Below are 17,018 nucleotides of genomic sequence, written 5' to 3' on the forward strand. Positions count from 1 at the left end.
GACCCGGTCAAATGTGGGCGTGGAGCGTCGGCGTGATCGGGTAATCATTTTCGGGCGCGCAGGGCGAATTTCTTCGTTTTGCGCTTGATGAAACGTTTAATCAAACAAAAAAATGCACGCGCAAGCGCTTGCGTACGGAAATGCATCTGGCATAGAGTCGGCAACACTCGATTACAAAAATAATAAATCCAGGAGCTCATCCATGAGCCTTGAACCCTTGCTTGAGATGCAGGGCATCAGCAAAACCTTTAATGGTTTGCGCGTGCTCAAGAATGTCGGCCTGAAGGTTTACCCCGGTGAAATCCACGCCTTGATGGGTGAGAATGGCGCCGGCAAGTCGACCTTGATGAAAATCCTCTCCGGCGCTTACCAGGCCGACCCCGGCGGCGAAATCCGCATCGACGGCCAGCCCGTCGCCACCTTCGACCCCGCCACAGCCAAGACCCTCGGCATCGCCGTGATCTACCAGGAACTGAGCCTGTGCCCAAACCTCAGCGTGGCCGAGAACATCTACCTGGGCCGCGAACTGCGGCGTGGCTGGACCATCGACCGCAAAGGTATGCAGGAAGGTTGCATCGAAGTGTTGCAACGCCTGGGCGCCGAGTTCAAACCCGCGACGCCCGTCAGCAGCCTGTCGATTGCCGAGCGCCAATTGGTCGAAATCGCCCGCGCCCTGCATGCCCATGCACGCATCCTGGTGATGGATGAGCCGACCACGCCGCTGTCATCGCGTGAAACCGACCGCCTGTTTGCCTTGATCAAACAACTGCGCAGCCAGGGTCTGGCGATCATCTATATCAGCCACCGCATGGCCGAGATCTACGAGCTGTCGGACCGGGTGTCGGTGCTGCGCGACGGCCAGTACATCGGCGAACTGACCCGCGATGCGCTGTCGGCCGAGGTGCTGGTAAAAATGATGGTCGGCCGCGATCTGTCAGGCTTCTACAAGAAGGAACACGCCGCGTACAACCCCGGCAACGTGGTGATGCGCGTGCGCGACATGGCCGACGGCAAACGCGTGCGCAATTGCAGTTTCGACCTGCATGCCGGTGAAGTGCTGGGCATTGCCGGGCTGGTCGGGGCAGGGCGCACGGAACTGGCACGGCTGATCTTCGGCGCCGACCCGCGCACCTGCGGCACCCTGGAAGTGGTCGGCAAGACCGTCACCCAACTGCGAAACCCGGCGGATGCGATTCGCGCAGGTGTCGTCTACCTCACCGAAGACCGCAAGGCTCAAGGCCTGTTCCTGGACATGAGCGTGGCCGACAACATCAACGTGTGCGCCTGTGTGCCGGATGCGCATGCCGGTGGCGTGCTGGACCGTGGGCACGCGGCGCAACGTGCCAATGATGCGATCAAGTCACTGTCGATTCGCGTGGCGTCGGGCAAGGTCAATGTCGGCGCACTGTCCGGCGGCAATCAACAAAAGGTGCTGTTGGCGCGGCTGCTGGAGGTCAAGCCGCATGTGCTGATCCTCGACGAGCCGACTCGCGGCGTGGACATCGGCTCCAAGTCCGAGATCTACCGCATCATCAATCAACTGGCGCTGGCCGGTGTGGGCATTGTGGTGATCTCCAGCGAGCTGCCGGAAATCATCGGCACCTGCGACCGTGTGCTGATCATGCGCGAAGGCCAGTTAGTGGCCGAAGTCGGCGGGGCTTCGGGCCACGTCATTTCCCAGGAACGAATTATCGACCTCGCCACTGGTGGCGATCAGGTGGCTGCCCATGGCTGATTCAATGATTGCAACAACCGGCAAGGCCGAACGCGTGCGTGAACTGATGCGCACCGTCGGCATGCTGCCCGTGCTGGTCTTGCTGCTGGTGGGCTTTGCCCTGGCCAGCGAAAACTTCCTCACGGTGCAGAACCTGTCGATCATCACCCAGCAAGCCTCGGTGAATGTGGTGTTGGCGGCGGGCATGACCTTTGTGATCCTGACGGCGGGTATTGACCTGTCGGTGGGCGCGATTCTGGCGGCGTCTGCAGTGGTGGCCTTGCAGGCATCGATGTCGCCGCAGTTCGGCATGTTCGGGATTGCGGCGGGCATTGGTTTTGGCCTGTTGCTGGGCTTGGTCAACGGCGGGCTGATCGCTTTCATGCGGCTGCCGCCGTTTATCGTCACCCTGGGTGCGCTGACCGCCATGCGTGGCCTGGCGCGTTTATTGGCCGATGACAAGACTGTGTTCAACCCCGACCTGCCGTTTGCGTTTATCGGCAACGACTCCGTGCTCGGCGTGCCGTGGCTGGTGATCATCGCCGTGGCTGTGGTGCTGCTGTCCTGGTTCATATTGCGCCGCACCGTGATGGGCGTGCAGATCTATTCGGTGGGCGGCAACCCGGAGGCGGCGCGGCTGTCGGGCATCAAGGTGTGGAAAGTGCTGCTGTTTGTCTATGCCATGTCCGGCGCGCTGGCTGGGCTTGGCGCCGTGATGAGCGCCTCGCGGCTGTTCGCCGCCAACGGCCTGCAACTGGGGCAATCCTATGAGCTGGATGCGATTGCGGCGGTGATCCTGGGTGGCACCAGTTTTACCGGCGGCGTGGGCACCATCGGTGGCACGCTGATCGGCGCACTGATTATCGCGGTACTCACCAACGGCCTGGTGCTGCTGGGGGTATCGGATATCTGGCAGTACATCATCAAGGGCATCGTGATCATCGGCGCGGTGGCGCTGGATCGCTATCGCCAGTCCGGCGCACGAACCTGATACACCTCAACAACAATCACAAGAGAGACCGGTATGAACTTCAAACGTATCTTTCCCGTTATGGCCTTGGCTGCCCTGATGTCCCATGGCGTAGAGGCCCGCGAACTCAAAGCCCTGGGCATCAGCATGGGCTCGCTCGGCAACCCGTATTTCGTGACCCTGGCCGACGGCGCCACTGCGCGGGCCAAAGAGCTGAACCCTGCTGTGAAGGTCACCTCGGTGTCGGCCGACTATGACTTGAGCAAGCAGTTTTCCCAGATCGACAACTTCATCTCCTCCAAGGTCGACCTGATCCTGCTCAATGCCGTCGACCCATCGGCCATGGCCTCGGCGATCAAGAAAGCCAGGGATGCCGGCATTGTGGTGGTGGCGGTGGATGTCGACGCCAAAGGCGTAAACGCCACGGTGCAAACTGACAATGTCGAAGCTGGCAAGCTGGCCTGCCAGTTCCTGGTGGACAAGCTGGCGGGCAAGGGCAATGTGATTATCCAGAACGGCCCGCAAGTGACCGCCGTGACCGACCGCGTCAAAGGCTGCAAGGCGGCATTGGCCGCTGCACCGGACATCAAGGTGCTGTCCGATGACCAGGACGGCAAAGGCTCACGCGAAGGTGGCTTGAATGTAATGCAGGGTTACCTCACGCGCTTCCCGAAAATCGACGGCTTGTTCGCGATCAATGACCCGCAAGCCATCGGCAGCGACCTGGCGGCCAAACAGCTCAAGCGCAGCGGCATTATCATCACCTCGGTGGACGGTGCGCCGGATATCGAAAACGCGCTGAAGACCGACACCCAAATCCAGGCCTCCGCCAGCCAGGACCCTTGGGCCATGGCCCAGACTGCCGTCAACGTCGGCAATGACATTCTCAATGACAAAGCCCCGGCCGAAGCGGTTACCCTGCTCACGCCAAAACTGATCACCCGCGACAACGTTGCGACGTACAGCGGCTGGTCGAGTAAACATTGAGTTAAAGGGGAAAGCGTCGTGGTCACCATGGATGACGTGGCAAGCCGGGCCGGGGTGTCCACCTCGACCGTGTCCCACGTGTTGAACGGCACCCGCAAGGTCAGCCCGGCTACGGTGCAGGCGGTGCAGCGCGCGATTCAGGCGTTGGGCTATATCCCCAATACCCTGGCGCGCTCGCTGGCGCGTTCGAGCACCAATACCATTGGCGTGGCGATCTCGGCGCTGTCCAACCATTACTTCAGCGAAACCGTGCAAGCGATTGAAACCGAGTGCGTGCGCCACGGCTACATGATGCTGTTTGCCGACCCGCACGACGACCCGGAGCAAGAATTGCGGGTGGTCACGGCGCTGCATCACCGGCGGGTCGACGGGATTTTATTGGCGCCGTCGACCGGCTCCAGCGCGTTGGAATATCTGCAGGCCAACGAGATGCCGACGGTGCTGGTGGACCGCATGATGAGCGAGCAGTTTGACCAGGTTGGGGTGGAGAACACCCAGTCCACCCAGGCGCTGGTCGCACACTTGATTGAACATGGGCACCGGCGCATCGGCTTTATTGCCGGGCGCGAAGGGCTGAGCACTACTGATGAACGCGTGGCCGGTTACCGTGCGGCGTTACAGGCAGCGGGGCTGGTGTTCGACCCACAGTTACTGGTCAACGGCGGTTCCAACAGCGAGCCTGCGCGACAAGCAACCGCGCAGTTGTTGGCGTTACCGGTGCCACCCACGGCAATCATGGCCGGCAATAACCTGATGACGCTCGGCGCCATGCACGCCCTGCGTGAGGCACGCATAGAGGTGCCCGGCCAGATGGCCCTGGTGGGGTTTGATGATTTTGACTGGGCGGATTTCTTCGTGCCACGCCTGACCCTGATCGCCCAGCCGGTCAAGGAACTGGGCGCCCGCGCGGTGCATATGCTGCTGCAACGCATGGCCACGCCCGGCGCACCCACCCAAAGCGTGCGCCTGGCGCCGAGCCTGCAACGGCGTGACTCTTGTGGCTGTATTGAAGTGGAATAATCTACGTATGCGCAACCCTGTTTCCCTCGGCATAGACCTCGGCACGTCAGAGCTCAAGGCGATTTTGATGGACGTCGACGGCAGCGTGCTGGCCCACGTCGGTGTGCGCCTTGGCGTTTCACGGCGCCACAGCGGCTGGTCCGAACAGGCCCCCGAAGACTGGTGGCAAGCCTGTTTGCAAGCGCTGGCACAGCTGCGCGAGCATGCGGCGTTTGCCCGCGTGGCGTGCATCGGCCTGTCCGGGCAGATGCATGGCGCGGTATTGCTGGGCAAGGATGATCGTGTGCTGTACCCGGCTATCCTGTGGGATGACGCACGCGCGGTGGCCCAGGCCGCGCAACTGGGCAGCGGGTTTGCCGAACCCACCGGCAGCCTGCCAATGGCCGGGCTCACGGCGCCTAAACTGCTGTGGTTGCAGCAGCACGAACCCGAGGTATTCAAGGCGATTGAGTGTGTGCTGTCGCCCAAGGATTACCTGCGGTTACGCCTGACAGGCGAGCGCATCAGCGATATGTCGGATGCCGCCGGCACCCTGTGGCTGGACGTCGCGCAGCGTGAATGGTTTGCGCCGATGCTCCACGCCACCGGCCTGACGTTGGCACACATGCCCCGGCTGGTGGAGGGCGGTGCGGCGAGCGGTGTACTGAATGTAAGCGGGTTGGGCCTGTCGCCCGAGGTGGTGATTGCCGGTGGTGGTGGCGATAACCCGGTGGCGGCGGTCGGCATCGGTGCGGTCAATGCCGGTGACGGCTTTATCACCTTGGGCACCAGCGCGGCCATCGTCGCCATCACCGACCACGCCGCCGGCAACCCGGCCAGTGCCGTGCACAGTTTCTGCCACGCCTTGCCCAACCGCTGGTACACCATGGGCGCCATGCTCGCCGGGGCCAGTTGCTTGCGCTGGGTGACGCGCTTGACCGGCCAGCCGGATGAACAAACATTGCTGGATCAGGTACAGGCGCAGTTGCCCATCGAGCAGCCGGTGCCGCTGTCGACGCCGCTGTTTCTGCCGTACCTGGCCGGTGAACGCACGCCGCACAACGACCCGTTATTGCGCGGTGGGTTTATGAGCCTGGGGCATGACTGCACCCCGGCGATGCTCGGTTATGCGGTAATGGAGGGCGTAGGTTTCGGCTTGCTCGATGCGCTGCGTGCGGTGCAATCGACCGGTGCCGACGTGACCGCCTGCGCCTTGGTCGGCGGCGGGGCACGGAGTGCGTATTGGGCGCAGTTGCTGGCCAACATTCTGCAGCGGGAGGTCTTCACGCTGCACGGCAGTGAATTGAGCGCGTGTGTGGGGGCGGCGAAGTTGGGGTTTATGGCGATTGGCATAGACCTGTTGGCGGCAGGGATGAGGGTGAAAATGCGCTACATCCCGGATACCCGGCAACAAATGACGCTGAAGGCCCGATACTGCAAATTCCAAGGCTTGCTGACTGCTGCAAAAGCGTTGCACGACTAACACTGCGAACACAGCTCTTGTGGCGAGCAGGCTTGTTGTGGCGAGCAGGCTTGCCCTGCGCTGGGGCGCGAAGCGGCCCCTATACCTGACGACGCAATACACCTGGAAATACGCGGTGACTGTTTTAGGGCTGCTGCGCAGCCCAACGCAGGGCAAGCCTGCTCGCCACAGGGAGCCTGTTTGCGAAAATGGATGCTCGCGCAGCACCGTCAGCAACGATGTGCTGCCTTTAAGCACCTGCTAGCGTTCCTACCGTGGCGAGCAGGCTTGCCCTGCGCTGGGGCGCGAAGCGGCCCCTATAACTGACGACGCAATACACCTGGAAATACGCGGTGACTGTTTTGGGGCTGCTGCGCAGCCCAACGCAGGGCAAGCCTGCTCGCCACAACAGCCTGCTCGCCACAGGGGGCCTGTTTGCTAGAACAGGTCGGTGCATCCAGTAAGCTTTTTATAACCAGGCCGCATCCCATAACGGATAATCGCCAATGTGTTCCACCAGCCCGGCTCTTAGCGGGTTAGCAATGATATAGCGGGCCATTTTCAGAACATCTTCATCGGCTCGAACGGCGCGGTCATGGTAACCACGCTGCCAGAATCTTTCTCGACTGCCTCGGGCTCGATTGATGCTGAGTGTGCTGCGCGACTTGGTCTGGCGCATCACATCGCGCAGAGTTGAGTTGTTCAGGTCGAACAACCAATGAAAATGATTCGGCATCACCACCCACGCCAGTGAGTTGACCTGGCCCGCTTCGTGAGTTCGTTTAAATTCTGCGACCAACAAACGGCCTAGCTGGAAATCCCGAAACAAGGGCAGACGCTGATGTACCACGGCAGTGACCAAATAAGCACGACCGGTTTCTGAATAGCGGCCACGACGTAACAGATGGGAGTTGGGTTGAGGAGACACTCCGTTGTTCCTTGCATGAATAAGAGACTTTGACGCTAGCAGTGCAATTGGCCCAGCCCGGGAGACTTGCGTGTCCCGATATTTCTACCCCCATCCCCCTGTGTTGAATTGGCTTGTTGTGGCGAGCAGGCTTGCCCTGCGTTGGGGCGCGAAGCGGCCCCTGCATCTGACGATGCAATACACCTGGAAATACGCGGTGACTGTTTTAGGGCTGCTGCGCAGCCCAACGCAGGGCAAGCCTGCTCGCCACGGGAAGCCTGTTTGCAATACTCAGAGGGTGTTATCCGCCAGTTCACGCAGCACCGTCAGCAACGATGTTTCCCCCTTAAGCACCTGCTCATGCTCAAAACAGATCCAGCCTTCATTGAATCCATCGACCATGCGCATACGTGGCAGAGGGTTCTGAGCGCCCTGGGCGCGCAACAAGGCTTCCCAGGTGTCACGCGCCACCCCTTCAGCGTGCACGTCGCGGCCGAGCACCTGTGACAAGCCTTGGGCGATGTCGTTGGGGCTGACCCATTGGCCTTCCAGTTCAACCACCCGATGGCCGGCCCATGCCTGTTGCAGCAACTGCGCGGCGAGGGTGCCGATATCCGCCGTGGCGATCATTGGTACCGACTTGTCCAAAGGCTGCAGAAAGCTGTGGATCGCGCCGGTTTCCCGCGCAGTAATCAGGTCGTACGCCACATTTTCCATAAACCACGCGGGGCGCAGGAAGGTGACCGGGAGGTCCAGTGCGCTCAGGGCCTGTTCCATCAGGGTACGCTGGGTCAGCAAGTTGACCTCAGTAGCCTGGGCACCGATGGTCGAGAGGCACAGCACCTTGTTCGGCGCAGCTGCCTGCAGCGCTTGGCTGACTGCGGCAATCACCGCACGGGCTTCGGGAAAACCCGGCTGCGGATCAAACCCGGGAGGCGGCAGGATAAACACGCCGGTTGCGCCCATGAACGCTTCGGTTAATGCCTGTGCGTCGTCCATCTGCGCAAACACCACGTCGCAACCTTGGTCGGCCCAGTAGGCTGCCTTGCCCGCATCGCGCATCACCGCGCGCACCGGTTGGCCGGCCTTGATGAGGTTGCGCGCCAGGGCGCCGCCGACTTTGCCGGTAATACCCGTAATCACATACATGAGCTTTATACCTGTGGTTTCCATTGAGTGGAGCCCAGCATAAAGATCGGCCAGTGATGACAGAATAGCGATTGCGTCACTGCATTAATGACGAAAAATCACTAATCGGCGAGAGGCGGCAAACGGCGTTTTACCGGGGTTTTCTTGACGATGGCGGTGTTGGTTTCGGCATAGGCGTTGAGGCGGTCGAGCAAGCTGTCGAGCTGGTCCATGGTGCGCACATGCAGGCGCGCGATAAAGCAGTCGTCACCGGTGACCTTGTCGCATTCGGTGAACTCGGGGATCGCCTGGATCTGGCGCTCCACCTCCTGCAACTTGCCGGGCAGGGGGCGGATACGCACGATGGCTTGCAGCAGGTAGCCGAAGTGTTTGGGGTCAATGTCAACCGTGTAGTGGGTGAGCACGCCGCGCTCTTCAAGGCGCCGCAAGCGCTCGCCGACACTGGGCGATGACAGCCCGGTAATGCCCGCCAAGGCCTTGAGCGACAGGCGCGAGTCGTCCATCAAGGCGCTGATCAGTTGCTGGTCGATGGTGTCAATCATGCTGCCTGCCTAATAACAAAAGGTGAATAAAGGGTTTTGCCTTTTTTAGTCGCTGGAGCCGCTGACCAGCAGATTGCCATAATTGCGCCTCACTTGAGGAGCTTTCATCGTGGACACATCTATCCGTCGCGGGTCGTGGGAAATGGTCGCCGCCATGCTGATCTCGGGCACCATTGGCTGGTTTGTATTGGTCTCTGGTGTGTCGGTGATCGAGGTGGTGTTCTGGCGCTGCGTGATCGGCGCGCTGGCCTTGTTGCTGGTCTGCGCTCTGCTGGGTTATCTGCGGCTTGAATTGCTCACCTGGGCCAAGTTCGGCTTGGCGATGCTCAGTGGCGTGGCCATCGTCGGCAATTGGTTGCTGTTGTTCGAATCCTATTCCCACGCCTCAATTGCAATCAGCACGGCGGTCTACAACGTGCAGCCGTTTATGTTGGTGATGCTGGCCGCGGTATTTCTCGGTGAGAAAATCACCGTGCAGAAAATGGCGTGGTTGAGCGTCGCGTTCCTCGGCATGTTGGCGATTGTCACCGCCCATGGTGAGCAGCAAAGCGGTGGCGAGGCTTACCTGGCAGGTATTGCGCTGGCCTTGGGCGCGGCATTTTTGTATGCGATTGCCGCACTGATCATCAAGCGTCTGAAGGAAGTGCCGCCGCATTTGATGGCGTTGATCCAGGTGACAACCGGCGCACTGTTACTCGCGCCGCTGGTGCCCTGGAACAGCCTGCCGGTGTCAACCAATGCGTGGGCAGCACTGGTGACGCTTGGGGTGGTGCACACCGGTTTGATGTACGTGTTGTTGTACGGCGCGATCCAGAAACTGCCCACTGCCATCACCGGGGCACTGTCGTTTATCTATCCGATTGCGGCGATTTTCGTCGACTGGATTGCGTTCGGCCATCGCCTGGGCTGGCTGCAATGGCTGGGCGTGGCCGCAATCCTGCTGGCGGCAGCGGGGTTGCAGCGGGGCTGGTGGTGGCCCCGCGCCCCAAGGGCTAGTGCGTGCCCTGAAAGATGATGTTTTCCGGGTTGAAATGCTCCACCTTACTGCCCGGCTGCGGTAACCCAAGGATATGCCCCTTGATCTTGCCCACCACGTGCATCTCGCATGGCTTGCAGTCGAACTTGAGGGTCAGCACTTCATCGCCGTGAATCAACTGCATCGGCGCCACCTTGGTTTTCACGCCGGTCACACCCTTGGCCTGTTTGGGGCACAGGTTGAACGAGAAACGCAGGCAGTGTTTGGTGATCATCACCGGCACTTCGCCGGTTTCTTCGTGGGCTTCGAAGGCCGCGTCGATCAGCTTGACGCCGTGACGGTGGTAGAAGTCGCGGGCCTTCTGGTTGTAGACGTTGGCCAGGAACGACAGGTGCGCTTCCGGGTACACCGGCGGCGGTGAGGTTTCAGCTTTGCGCCCGCCACGCGGGTGCGCGGCAACGCGTGCGGCAGTCAATGCCTCGATCACTTCACGGCGCAAGGCCTTGAGTTGCGAGTTGGGGATGAAGAACGCCTGCGGCGCATCCAGCTCGATGTGCGTGGCGTGGTACTCGGTGGTGCCGAGTTGGCCAAGCAGGTCGCGCAGGGTGTCGAGCGCCTGTTCCGGCTTGTTGGCCACGCCAAACGGGCCGGGCAGGGTGACGCTGGCGCTGATGCCTTCTTCGCTGGTGGCGGTGACTTCAAGCTGGTCTTCACGCAGGCGTGCCACCCAGGCCAGGCCGATGCGGCGCTCGGCGGAGGTTTTGAGCAGTGCTTGTTGCCAGTTATGGTCGAGGTTGCGGTTCAGCGGATGGTTCGGGCGCAGTTGATGCAGGCCGGCCGGCATTTCATTTGGCTCGACGCGGTAGCGATAGCGCTTCTGGCCGTCTTCCTCGAACTCGCCCTTGGCTTCGGCGATGTTGGCACGGAAGCCCACCACTTCACGCTTGACCAGCACATTGAGGCCGTCGCCATTGGACAGCGGCTCATGGGTGACCACCTGCAAGTCGCGCTTGCCGGCTTTTTCCACCACACCCACCGGCAGGCCGGTAAAGGTTGGGGTGTCGAAGGCGCCGATGTCGATCTTGCGGTCGCTGACGAAATAGTCGGTGCTGCCACGGTGGAAGGTTTTTTCCGGGTCGGGCAGGAAGAAGTGCGCGGTACGGCCGCTGGAGGCACGGGCCAGGTCCGTGCGGTCTTCGAGCACATCATCAAGGCGCTGGCGGTAATAGGCGGTGATGTTCTTCACATAGCCCATGTCTTTGTAGCGACCTTCGATCTTGAACGAACGCACGCCGGCTTCGACCAGGGCGCGGATGTTGGCGCTCTGGTTATTGTCTTTCATCGACAGCAGGTGCTTTTCAAAGGCCACGACGCGGCCCTGGTCATCTTTCAAGGTGTACGGCAGGCGGCAGGCCTGGGAGCAGTCGCCACGGTTGGCGCTGCGGCCATTTTGTGCGTGGGAGATATTGCACTGCCCGGAGAACGCCACACACAGCGCACCGTGAATGAAGAACTCGATGGCGGCATCGGTCTCGTCGGCGATGGCGCGGATCTCTTGCAGGTTCAGCTCACGGGCCAATACCAACTGCGAGAAACCGGCCTGGTCGAGAAACTTGGCGCGGGCCAGGGTGCGGATATCGGTCTGGGTGCTGGCGTGCAGCTCGATGGGCGGAATATCCAGCTCCATCACGCCCAGGTCTTGCACGATCAAGGCATCGACACCGGCGTCGTAGAGCTGATGGATCAGCTTGCGCGCAGGCTCCAGCTCGTTGTCATGCAGGATGGTGTTGATGGTAGTGAACACGCGGGCGTGGTAACGGCGGGCGAATTCCACCAGTTGAGCGATATCGCTCACCTCGTTGCACGCATTATGGCGTGCGCCGAAGCTTGGGCCGCCAATGTAGATGGCGTCGGCGCCATGCAAGATAGCCTCGCGCGCGATGGCGACATCACGGGCAGGGCTGAGCAATTCCAGGTGGTGCTTGGGCAAGGACATAGTTTTTTTAGTCAGGCTTGTCACGGTTGAGGCGCGCATTGTAGCTGTGAAATGCCTGACCGGCATCTACCGCAGGGCTGTCATGTAGGAGCTGGCTTGCCTGCGATGCAGGCAACCCGGTACATCAGGCATACCGAGGTGATGCCATCGCAGGCAAGCCAGCTCCCACAGTGGATGTGTGCTGAGGCTTGGAACTCAGGCTTTGGCGGCCATCGCGGTGACTTCCACACGCATGCCTTCTACCGCCAAAGCCGCCACGCCAACGGCTGCACGCACAGGCCAGGGCTTGGCGAAAAAGCGCTTGTAGACTTCGTTGAATGCCGCGCGGTCAGCCATGTCGGTGAGGTAGATGGTCAGGTGCATCACCCGGTCCATGGAGCTGCCGGCTTTCTCCAGCGCGACCTTCAGCGCTTGCAGGGTGCATTCGCTTTGCAGGGTGATATCGCCCAGTTCCAGGCTGCCGTCGGCGTGCGTCGGGATTTGGGTGGAAACCAGGATGCCATTGAAGCCGATGACGTCGCTGGAGATGGAGTCGGCATCCGGGTCGGGGGTGAAGGACAGGTCGTGGTTGGCCATGGGGCTCTCGTAAAAAATTAAATCAATAGGGGCGCACAGTCTAAACAGGCGGGCATCGGAGGTCACGCCAGCGATCTTCAATACCTGATAACCTGCTCGACAGTTACACTGGCGGCTTAAATACCCCTGTAGAAGCGATAAGGACATCGAATGACAGTTGAATTGATGACAACGGCAGTGTGCTGGGACTCGGAAGAAAATGTATCGGCGAAATTTGCCCATCATTATTCCAAAGGCTTCTTTTACTTTTGCCCGGAATGTTTTGTTCGAGTAGTCGGGGCAAAGTCGATACTGGATAACTTTTTTTTCAAAGCGCCCCAATCCCACTTGCAACGCTGCATAAACGCAAAGGCTTCCTCTACAAATGCTAACGCGTCTGGTACGTCTACCCCGCGACCTGCCTACGTGCCACCGCCGTTCATCCCTAGTCATCTGGGCATGTATAAATTGAAAAGGAAGGGCACTAAACCGACGGATATACAGATGCAGTCACTGGTTTCAAAGGTAAAGGTCAAACCAGTTGTGTAGCCCGGCACCCTGGCTGAAGTAGTGGAAGCATGGTCTTTAATGACCCCGAGTCAGCGTCAGCAAGCCCCGCTTTCAGTCGCAGGCCAGCCATTGACTTACTTCAACGCCTTCGCTCAAGTGAACAACACCCAAAGAAGTATTCAGTCATTGGGATGTCATCAACTCATTAGCTACATTGAGGCGAAAACCTCAGTGCTGAGTAACGTGACGTGTTTCGTGACACGACGTAAGTTCGACACACAGAACAAGCCCATCAGGGCAATTATCAAAAGCACTCATCCTGCGGCTGCCCATTTTGCAAACGATCAGCTGGTAAAGCTGTTTCTGTACGGGCCTGCGCCATCGATGAACCCGAAGAATACATACTTCGAAATGCAACCCTGCACTGCATACAGTGGATTTGTTGTGATGCCCTGATGGGTTTCTTGAAAAGAATATGAGTGTCAGTGCGCCGGCGAGCCGCATGAGCTCGCCGGCGCAATGGGTTGATTACAACAGGGTAAACGGATAGTCGACGATCACCCGCAGCTCATTCAACTTGCCATCGCGTTGGTCGGCGTTGGATGAAACCATGGCGTCACGCACACGAAACGACAGGTTCTTCGCCGGGCCGCTTTGCAGCACGTATTTGGCTTCCACATCGGTCTCGTGGTGGTCGCCGTCGGCGCCATAGTCGCCGGCGTAGGCACTGTTGGTCGGGGTGTGGGTGCCATTGATGTCCGAGCCGTTGACGTAGCGGGTCATGAAGCTCAGGCCCGGTACGCCGTAACTGGCCATGTTCAGGTCATAACGGATGCCCCACGACTGTTCGCCCGGCCCGTTGAAGTCGCCCCACTGGATCGAGTTGGCCAGGAACACCGAATCGCCGCCTTCGCCCGCGCCATTGTTGCCGGTGCCGATGTAGTCGAACGGCGTGTCGCCGTGGACTTTCTGGAACGACAGCGTCAGGGTATGCGCCGCCAGGAACGAGTAGGCCGCCGCCACCGAGTAGGTGGTGTTGTTGATGGCCCCGGCCTTGGCGCTGCCGGTGTCGAGGGTGCGGTACAGGTTGCCGTCCAGCGCGAGTGACTGGTCGTGCCCCAGTGGGATCACGTAGTTGAGGTTGGTGTAGTACTGGCGCCAGATGTCTTCCAGTTCGCCCGCATACAGGGTCGCGCTCAACGATGGGGTGAAGGTGTATTTGCCGCCGACAAAACTTGCGCTGTTGGCCGCCACGTTGGCGTAGGTCGCGTAGATATCGTGGTCATGGTTGCTGGTCATGCCGCTGTTGGTGCTGGTGAAGTGCCCGGCTTCCAGGTCCAGGCCTGCGATTTCGCTGCTGGTCAGGTCAAACCCGGTGGCGGTCTGCGGCAGAATGCGCGTGCCGCCGGTGGCGAATACCGGCGCGGTGGGTTGCATGTCACCGAATTTAAGCTGGGTTTTGGAAACCTTGATCTTTACCGCAGCGCCCACTGAGCCATAGCCATTTTCCGGGTCGCCATTGCGGTTGGTCGGTAATTCACCGGTGCCGGCATCGGCGTGGGTGGCGTCGAGTTTCATCGCGCCGTAGGCGTAGGCATCCACGCCAAAACCGATGGTGCCCTGGGTAAAGCCCGAGGCGTAGTTGAGCATCGCGCCTTGGGTCCAGTCGCGGTTGTCGGCCTTGCCACTTTGGCGGTCGCGGTCAAAGTAATAGTTGCGCAATAACCCGGTAATGCTGCTGCCGTCGATAAAACCTTTGGAATCGGCCTGGTCACTGACTGACTCGGCGAGGGCCGCTTGGCTGATACTGGCGCACACCGCCAGCGTTAACAGGCTCCACTGTTTGATCATGTTGTTAGTTCCCCGGAATAATTAACGCGTGCACAGAAACACCGCATGCTTGGATTGCGCTTAAGGTTGTATGGCAGATGTTTCAGGTGAGCGTAATGCTGTTTTTATTGTGCTCGACGTGGTTGTCGAAGCTGATTTTTATCATATTTTTCGAGGGCAGCAGCGGTGCCGAGGATTAAACTCGATTAATTAAACTTCACCTCTTTTAATGTCTCATGGGTGTAGCGTTGACAGGGTCTTAGCCGCTCTGCTTCGACAAAACCTTTGGTTTGCCGCCGCAGGCTCTGCGGCGGATTTTTTAAGCTGATATCAATAAATATATATCCATGTTGATACTTCTAAGTCGCCATCAGTAGTGGCGATATGCTTGCGCGCGTCTAATTATTTGTTTGTGCACTTACGCTCCAATAATCCTTCCCAGAGTGGCGTTAAAGACACACTGCGAGAAGGTGGACGTGGGAAATCCCAACGCCAATTACTGACGCAAGGCGCAACACCATCACTGTGGCGAGGGAGCTTGCTCCCGCTGGACTGCGCAGCAGGCCCGTTTTTCAGGGACGCTTCGCGCCCCAGCGGGAGCAAGCTCCCTCGCCACAATGGTTGCCTGTTTTACTTGGGTTGCAGTTGCGGCGCAGAACCCATGCCCTATCATGGCGCCCATCATCCTCTCTGAAAGGACCAGAGGCCTCATGAAAAAAGCGTCATGTATCCTGCTCGCTACCGTTTTATTGGGGCTTAGTGCCTCAGCGCTGGCGGCCGAAGGTTTTATTGGCACCGGCATCAATACAGGGAACGGTTATGAGCCAGACGGCCACGGCGGCCTTAGAGGTACCGGGGGAAACCTGGGCGGTGACTACGCGCTGCAAGAAGATGGATCACTCAGGGGCACCGGTAAAAATATCGGCAAAGGCTATATTCCCGCCGATGACGGTGGCCTCAAGGGCATCGGCTACAACAATGGCCGAGGCTTCAGCCCGGACGGCTCGGGCGGCTATAAGGGCACAGGTTTTAACACGGGTGAGGATTACCGGTCTGACGGCAAAGGCTATTTCCGTGGCGACGGCAAGGCCTCGGGCGCCAGCTGGCGCTCCGATGGCAACGGCGGGTATGAGGGCACCGGCGAGTACCGCAAGCGTGGGTACAAGTCCGATGGTCGGGGCGGCTATGTAGGCACCGGCAAGAACGAGGGCAGGGGGCTTGAGTCCGATGGTCGCGGTGGCTTTATCGGCACCGGCTTGAATGCGGGGGGCGGCTGGGAGCCGGATGGAGACGGCGGCTACAAAGGCACGGGTAATAATCGCGGGGAACGCTGGAGGATTGATTGAAGCAGCCCTCACCGTGAGTATCCGGTGCTGATTGCAACAATCAGCACCGTTGCGGGAATTACTCTTTAACGTCCATGAACTCTTCAGCCCACGCCACATAGCTTTCCGGCAACGTGTAGGTATGGGTCAGCTCCGTAGCGCTGAGGTTGGATGTGCTGCTGGTCAGCTTGCGCTGGGCGCGCAGGCTGTCGTAAGTGGCCTTGATCGACGCAAAGTAGGCGCCGTGGCCGGCCACCACGATGCGCACGCCCAGGGCCGCCAGACGCTCACTGTCATTGAGCTGCGGGTTGCCGTAGGTCACCAGCATCAACGGCACCGTCAGGTTGGCGGCGATCTGCTCAAGGTGGTCGAAGTCTTTGACGCCAACCATGCAGATGCCGTCGGCGCCGGCTTTCTCATAGGCCTTGGTGCGTGCGATCACATCTTCGGTCGGCAGCACACCGGCGTTGGTGCGCGCGATGATCGACAGTTCAGGGTCGACACGCGCTTCAAGCGCCGCCTTCACTTTGCCGATCCCTTCTTCGACGGAAATCAGGTCGGTGGATTTGCGCCCGAACTGCGCCGGCAACAGCGTGTCTTCAATGGTCAGCGCGGCCACGCCGGCACGCTCAAGCTCTTCGACGGTGCGCATCACGTTCAAGGCGTTGCCGTAACCGTGGTCGGCGTCGGCAATAAACGGTAGTTGGGCGACGCGGCCGATGCGGGTGGCCTGTTCAACGAACTCACTCAGTGTGATCAACGCAAAATCGGGGGCTGCAAGTACCTGCAACGAGGCGACCGAACCACCGAGGATACCGACTTCAAACCCCAGGTCGGCGGCGATGCGCGCGGACATGGGGTCGAAGACGGAGGCGGTTTCAACGCAGATTTGTTTTGCAAGCAGTTCACGGAAGTTGCGGCGCAACGCTGAGTGAGAAATCTTTGGCATGTTCTTTCCTGGCTTTGGTCATCGTCATGTGACGATCAATGTCTATTCGTGGTGGCGCCAAGATTACCACGCAGAGGTACCTGGGATTATGACGTTTGAGCATGAGACAGGCGCCGAACACATGGATCATCGGTTCACGCTCAGGCG

The 17,018-nt window shown here is 59.9% G+C and carries 14 protein-coding genes; 7 read left to right on the forward strand and 7 right to left on the reverse strand.

The genetic code is table 11. The annotated features are described in order from the left end of the window. Nucleotides 1–202 precede the first annotated feature (202 nt). From ACQY47_RS29525 to xylB, 5 genes are read left to right on the forward strand one after another with little or no spacing between them, the layout of a single operon-like run. On the forward strand, nt 203–1,735 hold the full coding sequence (locus ACQY47_RS29525) for a sugar ABC transporter ATP-binding protein (RefSeq protein WP_428554349.1): 1,533 nt from the start codon (nt 203–205) through the stop codon (nt 1,733–1,735). Continuing rightward, nucleotides 1,728–2,705, forward strand: a complete 978-nt coding sequence (locus tag ACQY47_RS29530; protein ID WP_017135608.1) for an ABC transporter permease subunit — start codon at nt 1,728–1,730, stop codon at nt 2,703–2,705. Before ACQY47_RS29525 ends, ACQY47_RS29530 begins: the two co-directional genes overlap by 8 nt. A gap of 33 nt (nt 2,706–2,738) precedes the next feature. Beyond that, complete coding sequence (locus ACQY47_RS29535) at nt 2,739–3,671, forward strand: ABC transporter substrate-binding protein (protein WP_186616902.1); 933 nt, start codon at nt 2,739–2,741, stop codon at nt 3,669–3,671. A gap of 18 nt (nt 3,672–3,689) precedes the next feature. Continuing rightward, nucleotides 3,690–4,691, forward strand: a complete 1,002-nt coding sequence (locus ACQY47_RS29540) for a LacI family DNA-binding transcriptional regulator (RefSeq protein ID WP_428554354.1) — start codon at nt 3,690–3,692, stop codon at nt 4,689–4,691. Between the two features lie 7 nt (nt 4,692–4,698). Continuing rightward, nucleotides 4,699–6,153, forward strand: coding sequence for a xylulokinase (xylB, locus tag ACQY47_RS29545; RefSeq protein WP_428554357.1), 1,455 nt, complete (start codon nt 4,699–4,701; stop codon nt 6,151–6,153). Between the two features lie 448 nt (nt 6,154–6,601). On the opposite strand, the gene ACQY47_RS29550 is transcribed toward xylB, so the two are convergent. From ACQY47_RS29550 to ACQY47_RS29560, 3 genes are all read right to left on the reverse strand, one after another. Beyond that, nucleotides 6,602–7,060 carry an REP-associated tyrosine transposase gene (locus tag ACQY47_RS29550; RefSeq protein WP_428554360.1) on the reverse strand — a complete coding sequence of 153 codons (459 nt, stop codon included), beginning with the start codon at nt 7,058–7,060 and terminating at the stop codon, nt 6,602–6,604. Between the two features lie 270 nt (nt 7,061–7,330). Further along, the gene (locus ACQY47_RS29555) at nt 7,331–8,188 is read right to left on the reverse strand and encodes an NmrA family NAD(P)-binding protein (protein WP_428554363.1); all 858 of its coding nucleotides are present in this window, start codon (nt 8,186–8,188) and stop codon (nt 7,331–7,333) included. A gap of 101 nt (nt 8,189–8,289) precedes the next feature. Further along, nucleotides 8,290–8,730 (reverse strand): Lrp/AsnC family transcriptional regulator, encoded by a 441-nt coding sequence (locus tag ACQY47_RS29560; RefSeq protein ID WP_177033015.1) that lies wholly within the window; start codon nt 8,728–8,730, stop codon nt 8,290–8,292. Nucleotides 8,731–8,839: 109 nt separating this feature from the next. Between ACQY47_RS29560 and ACQY47_RS29565 the strand changes: the two genes are divergently transcribed. Further along, on the forward strand, nt 8,840–9,745 hold the full coding sequence (locus tag ACQY47_RS29565; protein ID WP_138449487.1) for a DMT family transporter: 906 nt from the start codon (nt 8,840–8,842) through the stop codon (nt 9,743–9,745). On the opposite strand, the gene ACQY47_RS29570 is transcribed toward ACQY47_RS29565, so the two are convergent. From ACQY47_RS29570 to ACQY47_RS29580, 3 genes are all read right to left on the reverse strand, one after another. Further along, nucleotides 9,723–11,702 (reverse strand): peptidase U32 family protein, encoded by a 1,980-nt coding sequence (locus ACQY47_RS29570; protein ID WP_176992222.1) that lies wholly within the window; start codon nt 11,700–11,702, stop codon nt 9,723–9,725. The genes ACQY47_RS29565 and ACQY47_RS29570 overlap by 23 nt on opposite strands. A gap of 195 nt (nt 11,703–11,897) precedes the next feature. Beyond that, nucleotides 11,898–12,278: a RidA family protein gene (locus ACQY47_RS29575; RefSeq protein ID WP_017135617.1), complete on the reverse strand. Its 381-nt coding sequence runs from the start codon at nt 12,276–12,278 to the stop codon at nt 11,898–11,900. A gap of 1,017 nt (nt 12,279–13,295) precedes the next feature. Then, the gene (locus ACQY47_RS29580; RefSeq protein WP_176992218.1) at nt 13,296–14,618 is read right to left on the reverse strand and encodes an OprD family porin; all 1,323 of its coding nucleotides are present in this window, start codon (nt 14,616–14,618) and stop codon (nt 13,296–13,298) included. Nucleotides 14,619–15,307: 689 nt separating this feature from the next. Between ACQY47_RS29580 and ACQY47_RS29585 the strand changes: the two genes are divergently transcribed. Continuing rightward, complete coding sequence (locus tag ACQY47_RS29585) at nt 15,308–15,943, forward strand: hypothetical protein (protein ID WP_099549771.1); 636 nt, start codon at nt 15,308–15,310, stop codon at nt 15,941–15,943. A 58-nt stretch (nt 15,944–16,001) separates the two neighbouring features. Here the strand turns inward: ACQY47_RS29585 and ACQY47_RS29590 are convergent, their stop codons facing one another. Further along, a complete protein-coding gene (locus ACQY47_RS29590) occupies nt 16,002–16,871 on the reverse strand; it encodes an isocitrate lyase/PEP mutase family protein (protein ID WP_017135623.1) in 870 nt (289 codons plus the stop codon). Between the last annotated feature and the right edge of the window lie 147 nt (nt 16,872–17,018).

Origin of the sequence: Pseudomonas edaphica (assembly GCF_965277385.1) — a bacterium.
Lineage (GTDB): Bacteria > Pseudomonadota > Gammaproteobacteria > Pseudomonadales > Pseudomonadaceae > Aquipseudomonas > Aquipseudomonas edaphica.